Genomic DNA, 6,337 nt, shown 5'->3' with positions numbered 1-6,337 from the left:
ACGTGGCGCGCACCCTCGACCGCGCGGGCGACGCGGTGCTGCGACTGCGCCCGGAGGCCGAGACGGCCTACACGGCGCGCATCGATGCGGCGGCCGCATCCACCCCCTGGATCCGCGGCGGGTGCGACACCTGGTACGTCGACGACCGCTCGGGCAGACTGACCTTGCTCTGGCCCGAGACCGTCGACGCGTTCCGCGCCCTGTTGGACGACGCCGACGGATCCGAATTCCGGACCGCCGGACACCCCCGCGACACCTCGCGGGCGAGAGGAGAGTCATGACCATCCCCCTGCGCTTCGGGTACAAGGCCTCGGCCGAGCAGTTCGCCCCCGATCAGCTCGCCGACTATGCGGTGCTCTCCGAGGAGATGGGCTTCGACTCGGTCTTCATCTCCGACCACTTCCAGCCGTGGATGCACGAGGGCGGGCATGCCCCGGCGGCCCTGCCGTGGCTGGGCGCCGTGGGCGCGCGCACCTCGCGCGTCATCCTGGGCACCTCGGTGCTCACACCCACCTTCCGCTACCACCCGGCCGTCGTGGCGCAGGCGTTCGCGACGCTCGGGGTGATGTTCCCGGGCCGCATCGTGCTGGGCGTCGGCACGGGCGAGGCGCTCAACGAGGTGACCCTCGGGCTCGACTGGCCCGACCCGCCCGAGCGCTTCCAGCGTCTCAAAGAGGCGATCACCCTCATCGAGAAGCTGTGGGCCGGCGAGCGCGTGACCTACGAGGGCAACTTCTGGCAGGTCACCGACGCCACCGTCTACGACCGTCCGACGACGCCGGTGCCGATCTACATCGGCGCAGCCGGCCCCGCGGCGACCAAGCTGGCCGGCCGCATCGCCGACGGATTCATCACGACCAGCGGCAAGGACCCGAAGCTCTACACCGACACGCTCCTGCCTGCGCTCCGCGAGGGTCTCGAGAAGGCCGGGCGCGCCGACGACGCCATCGACACGCTCATCGAGGTCAAGGTGTCGTACCACCCCGATCACGCCACGGCGCTGGAGAAGACCCGGTTCTGGGCGCCGCTGGCGCTGACGCCGGACGAGAAGACCGGCATCCACGACCCCATCGAGATGCAGCGCCGTGCCGCCGAGCTGCCGATCGAACGCGCCGCCTCCCGTTTCATCGTCTCGACCGACCCCGACGAGCACGTGGAGAAGATCGCCCGGTACGTCGACCTCGGCTTCCGCCACCTGGTGTTCCACGACCCCGGCGCCGATCAGGAGGAGTTCCTGCGCGCCTACGGCGCCGAGATCCTGCCGCGCCTGCGGGCCCGGTTCGGGGTGTGACCGACGCGGGAACCGCTGCGGGGATGGCCGCGTCGGTCTGGACGGTCGTCGTGCCGTTGAAGTCCGCCGCGGCCGGCAAGTCGCGCCTCGGCGTGGATGCCGCGCTGGTGCGCGCGATCGGCCTCGACACGGTCGCTGCCGCTGCCACGGCCGCCGCGGTCGTGTTGGTGACCGCGGATGCCGAGACCGCGCGGCAGGCCGCGGCGATCGACGGCGTGCGGGTCGTGACCGAGCCCGAGCCGCGCGGCATCGCGGCCGCGATCGAGCGAGGGCTCGCAGCGACGACGACGCCGCACCGGGCCGTGCTGCTCGGTGATCTCCCGGCGCTCCGCGGCCCCGATCTGACCGCAGCGCTCGACGCCGCCGCATCCCACGACCGCGCGGTCGTCGCGGATGCGGAGGGCACCGGATCGACCCTCGTCACCGCCGGCGCGGGCATCGTCTGGGCGAGTGCCTTCGGCGCCGACTCGTTCGCCCGTCACGTGGCGCTCGGATGCGTGCCGCTCGACATCCCGGCGACCTCGACCCTGCGCCGCGATGTCGACACCCCCGCGCAACTCGCCGCCGCCGCCGCACTGGGTCTCGGCCCCCGCACCCGCGCCGCCTCCCCCCACGCTTTTCCCGCCCGCCCGCGCTGAGCCACCCCGCCCGGCCCGCCCCGCCCTTCCACCCCACGCGAGCGCACGGCTTACCGCCGAGCGCACGACTTCGCCGCGCACGCACCCCGTGCACTCGACGGGATGTTGTGCACTCGGCATCAAGAAGCCCGCACAGTTGCCGACCCCGCACCTCAATGCCCGGCCGGCCCACGCCCCCGCACACGGCACCACTCCCCACCCCCAGCGCGCGACGCCATCCCCCGCACCCGCACCTGCACCCGCGCCTGCACCTGCACCTGCACCCGCACCCGCACCCGCACCGCGCACCCATCCACCCCACGCGAGTGCACGGCTTACCGCCGAGCGCACGACTTCGCCGCGCACGCACCCCGTGCACTCGACGGCAGGTCGTGCACTCGGGCTTCAAGAAGCCCGCACAGGTGCCGACCCCGACCCTGCACCTGCACCCGCACCCGCACCAGCACCAGCACCAGCACCAGCACCGCGCACCCATCCACCCCACGCCAGCGCACGGGTTACCGCCGAGCGCACGACTTCGCCGCGCACGCACCCCGTGCACTCGACGGGATGTCGTGCACTCGGGCATCACGCACTCAGCACCGCGCACCCAGCACTCGGGCATCTCGCACCCAGCACCCAGCGCACCCCGCGCACCCCGCTCACCCAGCGCACCCAGCACCCAGCACCCCACCGGGTACCCAGCACGCCGCCCGGGGGTCAGGCGCGGAGGGCGGTGGTGGCCAGGGCGGCGGAGGCGGGGACGTCGGTCATCCAGAGCGGGGCGACGACCGCGCGGATGCCGAGCGCGTCGACGGATGCCGCGGCATCCGCGTCTTCCTCGGCCACCAGCCACGCGTCGAGCACGCCGCCCGACGAACGCGCGCCGTAGTGCGCGGCGACGGCCGCCGCAGAGGTCTCGACGCCGATCGCGGTGAGGCAGACATCCGCCATCCCGCGCACCACGCGACCGCCGATGATCGGTGAGACGCCGACGACGCGGGCGGGCGTGGTGGCGAGGGCCTGACGGACACCCGGCACGGACAGGATGGGCCCGATCGACACGACGGGGTTCGACGGCGCGAGCAGCACCACATCGGCGTCGGCGATCGCCTCGACGACACCCGGCGCGGGCACCGACTGCTCGATGCCGGGGTTCTCGAACGCGGCGGGCTCGAGCGAGGCGCGGTGACGCGTCCACCACTCCTGGAAGTGCATCCGGGCGCCGTCTCGGAGCAGCACGTGCGTGTCGACCTCGGTGTCGGTCATGGGCAGCAGGCGCACGCCCAGCGGCCAGCGACGCGAGAGGCGATCGACCACCTCGGTGACGGTCGCTCCGTCGCGGAGCCACCCCGTCCGCGCCAGATGGGTGCCGAGATCGAGGTCGCCGAGGGTGAACCAGGGCCACCCCGCGCCCCATGCCTGCAGCTCCGCGTTGACGCGCTCGGTATCGCCGGCGCGGCCCCATCCGCGGACGGTGTCGTTCTGCCCGCCGAGCGCGTAGAGCACGGAGTCGATGTCGGGCTGCAGCCGCACGCCGCTCAGCCAGAGATCGTCGCCGGTGTTGACGACCACGGTCGCCTCGGGGGCGTCGAGGGCGGCGAGCGCCGCCCTCGCACCGAGCGTGAACTTCGCCCCGCCGACGCCACCGGCGAGGACGACGACGCGGGGCGGGACGGATGCGCTCATCGTCCCATCTTCCCAGCCGGCTCCGCTTCCCCGGCGCTCCGCCGGCCCGACGGGGCGACTATCCCCAGGGCGCACCGCGCGTGCCCACCTGTTGACAGAATGATCGGAGGGTTCCCGTAGGAGGAGGCGCGCATGAGCGACCGCATCACGATCGATTTCGACCGCGTCGCGCAATCGGTGCTCGCCGTGCAGCAGAGTGCGCAGGCCATCCACGAGGTCCTCGAGCAGTTGGATGCGGAGCTCGCCAGACTCGATAGCGCGTGGAAGGGCGAGGCCTACATCGCCTACGTCGGGATGCGCGCGCATTGGGAGGCGAACATGCGCGCCACGCAGCGTCGTCTGAGCGCCTACGCCGCCGTCATGGAACAGGCCGGCGGCGCGATCGCCGAGCAGGAACGCACCGTCGCACGGTCGTTCTGACACCGGCGCCCACGGTGCTCGACGAGACGTCGGAAGTCTAGGCTGGCCGCATGCTGCCGTTCGGAAAGAAGCGTCGCCAGAAGGATGCCCTCGACCGTGCCGCCGTGCGTCCCTCGTTCGAGGCCGCGGGCTGGCGGTGGGAGGATGCGACGCCGCCGCCGGCACTCGAGATCCAAGAAGCCGCCTTGCGCGTGCGGCCGCGAGAAGGGGCCATCTGGCCGACCGGAATGAGCGAGGTCGCCACCGGTGACGCGCACGGCTACCCCGCGACGGCAGGCCGACTCGTGGGCTATGAGTACGGCACGACGAACAGCGGCACGAAGTTCGGCCACCGCGTGGAGACGAACGTGCTGTGGCTCCGCCTTCCCGACGTCCTGCCCGAGATCCGATTCGGCGACGCGACGCTGTCACGGCGCGACGACCACGGGGTGCGGCTGCCTCCGCTGCCGCGTCCACCCTTCGGTCCCTCGGCGCGCTGGAGCGTCGAGGGGTTCATCCCAGCCTTCGCCGCCGACCTGCTCACTCCCGGCTTCGTGTCCGCGCTGGAAACGGCCCCCGAACGCACCCCCGTCGTGATCCGGGCCGGGCACATCCTCACCTATGGCTTCCCGACGCACGACCTGGTGGCGGTTCAGGCGCGCGCCGCCCTCCTCGCCGCGCTCCTGCAGCACGTGCCGGCGGCGGCGTGGGGCCGCGCCGACGCGTTGGTGGCCGGCACCGGTGTGTCACCGCGCGACGCGGAGGATGGTCCCGCACTGCGCCTGGACCACCGCCTCATCGCCCGGGACTGGAAGGGCCAGGGGCTGCAGAAGATCGACTGGCGGGAGACCCCGACCGCCGAGTACGCCGTGACGCTGTCGCACCGTGAGGCGGTCGACGTGTGGGAAGGACCGTCCGACGCGGAGCCCGGCCTGTCGATCGGCCTCGACGTCGCCGGCCTCCCGGTGACCCGGGCCCGCAACGTCTCCGGGGTGCCGACTGTCGCCTCCACGCTGGCGCGGGACTGATCCCGCCCGGCGTCAGCCCTCGCGCAGGTCGCTCTCGTCGCCGCGGAGCGCGGTGAGAGGTCCCGCAAGTCCGGTGCGGATCTCGGCGAGCATCGCCCCGCCCACGGCGCCGCCGTCCGCTTCCGCGACATCCTCGGCGGCGGACTCCTCCAGGTTCACCAGCGCCTGGCGCAGCGTCGCGGTCAGCAGCCGTGAAAGGCCGGCCGCTCCGAGATCGAGTCCACGCTGCTGGATGCGGACGTCCTCGAGCAGCCCGGCGGGACCGACCCGCACGGTCACCTCCCCGCGCAGGGATGTGGCGGACGCACCGCCCGTCTCCGCCCACCGTTGCTGCACGCGTTCGGCGGCGGCGCCCTGCTCGGCGGCACGCGCGTACTGGGCGCGGTGCTCGTCGACGAGGCGCTGGATGTCCTCGGGAACGCCGGCGACCTCGGGGCCCGTGTTCATCATCACCTGTTCTCGTAGTTGTTGGCGTGGGCGGTGTCGGCGGCCTGCACGATCGAAACCAGATCGATCGCATTCACATCGAACTTCTGCGCCGCGCGCAGCGCATCGCTCACGCCGCTGAGATCCACCGTGAAGATCTTCTGGAACTGGGTGAGCCGCGACACCACCTCGTCGATGCGGCGCATCACGTCGATGATCTTGTCGACCCACTCGGCCACCTGCGGCACCCGGCGGGCGATCTTCGCCGCGCACTGACCCACCACGACAGGGATGCCCACACCGACCGTGGCCAGCGCGATCACGACGGACTGGATGAGCTGCCCGACGAGATCCGAGATGATGGCCTTCACGATCTCGTAGACGATCTCCACGACCATCGCAGCCATCCGCAGGCCGTCGGCCACGCTGTGCGCGGCCTGAGACACCGAATCCACGATCTGTGTGAGTCCCTGCGCGAGCTTCTCGTATGCCTGCGCGGCCACACCCGTCCAGCTCGCCATCAGCGCCTGGATGGCGGGGTCGCGGGCATCGGCGACCTCCGCCAGCGCGGTGCCGAGGTTGTCCCATGTCTCCCCCAGTGCCCGCACCATCTCGGGACTGCCGGTCAGCAGTTCCAGCGCCTGGTGCAGCGGCGGCATGTAGTCGAGCAGGAAGGACGCACACGACGACGCAAGAGTCGCGATCGGGTTGACCATCATGTCGACCACGTCGAGCGCACTGCCGGCGACGCTGATGATGCCGGAGCCGATGTCGCCGTTGCCGAATGCCTCCGCCGCCGACGCGATGTTGCCCGCGACCGGGATGGCGGCCAGCACCGCCTCGCCGCTGACGCCCTCGTAGCTGGGCGCCACGATGAGTCCCGACAC

Annotated in this window: 7 protein-coding genes and 1 pseudogene; 5 read left to right on the top strand and 3 right to left on the bottom strand. The window is 72.3% G+C overall.

Annotated elements, in window-relative coordinates:
- The 3 genes and pseudogenes from AB0N73_RS14860 to AB0N73_RS14850 all read left to right on the top strand — a co-directional run.
- Positions 1-281 (top strand): annotated as a pseudogene (locus AB0N73_RS14860) (hypothetical protein); the annotation flags it as partial.
- Positions 278-1,291 (top strand): glucose-6-phosphate dehydrogenase (coenzyme-F420), encoded by a 1,014-nt coding sequence (gene fgd, locus AB0N73_RS14855; protein WP_363564843.1) that lies wholly within the window; start codon positions 278-280, stop codon positions 1,289-1,291. The pseudogene AB0N73_RS14860 and the gene fgd, both read left to right, overlap by 4 nt.
- The gene (locus AB0N73_RS14850; protein WP_363564841.1) at positions 1,288-1,929 is read left to right on the top strand and encodes an NTP transferase domain-containing protein; all 642 of its coding nucleotides are present in this window, start codon (positions 1,288-1,290) and stop codon (positions 1,927-1,929) included. The genes fgd and AB0N73_RS14850 overlap by 4 nt, the downstream gene beginning before the upstream one ends.
- 699 nt (positions 1,930-2,628) lie before the next feature.
- On the opposite strand, the gene cofD is transcribed toward AB0N73_RS14850, so the two are convergent.
- Positions 2,629-3,597 carry a 2-phospho-L-lactate transferase gene (cofD, locus tag AB0N73_RS14845; RefSeq protein ID WP_363564839.1) on the bottom strand — a complete coding sequence of 323 codons (969 nt, stop codon included), beginning with the start codon at positions 3,595-3,597 and terminating at the stop codon, positions 2,629-2,631.
- 132 nt (positions 3,598-3,729) lie between these two features.
- On the opposite strand from cofD, the gene AB0N73_RS14840 reads away from it, so the two are divergent.
- The gene (locus AB0N73_RS14840) at positions 3,730-4,017 is read left to right on the top strand and encodes a WXG100 family type VII secretion target (protein ID WP_363564837.1); all 288 of its coding nucleotides are present in this window, start codon (positions 3,730-3,732) and stop codon (positions 4,015-4,017) included.
- Positions 4,018-4,067: 50 nt separating this feature from the next.
- Positions 4,068-5,024 carry a hypothetical protein gene (locus tag AB0N73_RS14835; RefSeq protein ID WP_363564835.1) on the top strand — a complete coding sequence of 319 codons (957 nt, stop codon included), beginning with the start codon at positions 4,068-4,070 and terminating at the stop codon, positions 5,022-5,024.
- Positions 5,025-5,036: 12 nt separating this feature from the next.
- On the opposite strand, the gene AB0N73_RS14830 is transcribed toward AB0N73_RS14835, so the two are convergent.
- Complete coding sequence (locus tag AB0N73_RS14830) at positions 5,037-5,474, bottom strand: YbaB/EbfC family nucleoid-associated protein (protein ID WP_363564833.1); 438 nt, start codon at positions 5,472-5,474, stop codon at positions 5,037-5,039.
- Entirely contained in the window at positions 5,474-6,337 is an 864-nt protein-coding gene (locus AB0N73_RS14825) for a hypothetical protein (protein WP_363564831.1), read from the bottom strand. The genes AB0N73_RS14830 and AB0N73_RS14825 overlap by 1 nt, the downstream gene beginning before the upstream one ends.

It is taken from the genome of Microbacterium sp. NPDC089189 (genome assembly GCF_040685095.1).
Taxonomy (GTDB): domain Bacteria; phylum Actinomycetota; class Actinomycetes; order Actinomycetales; family Microbacteriaceae; genus Microbacterium.
This window is presented reverse-complemented; position numbering and strand designations above follow the sequence as displayed.

Bases quoted from the DNA above. Each gene is read 5' to 3' on its own strand.
- AB0N73_RS14835 (WP_363564835.1), top strand. From the start codon at position 4,068: ATGCTGCCGTTCGGAAAGAAGCGTCGCCAGAAGGATGCCCTCGACCGT.
- fgd (WP_363564843.1), top strand. From the start codon at position 278: ATGACCATCCCCCTGCGCTTCGGGTACAAGGCCTCGGCCGAGCAGTTC.
- AB0N73_RS14830 (WP_363564833.1), bottom strand. From the start codon at position 5,474: ATGATGAACACGGGCCCCGAGGTCGCCGGCGTTCCCGAGGACATCCAG.
- cofD (WP_363564839.1), bottom strand. From the start codon at position 3,597: ATGAGCGCATCCGTCCCGCCCCGCGTCGTCGTCCTCGCCGGTGGCGTC.
- AB0N73_RS14840 (WP_363564837.1), top strand. From the start codon at position 3,730: ATGAGCGACCGCATCACGATCGATTTCGACCGCGTCGCGCAATCGGTG.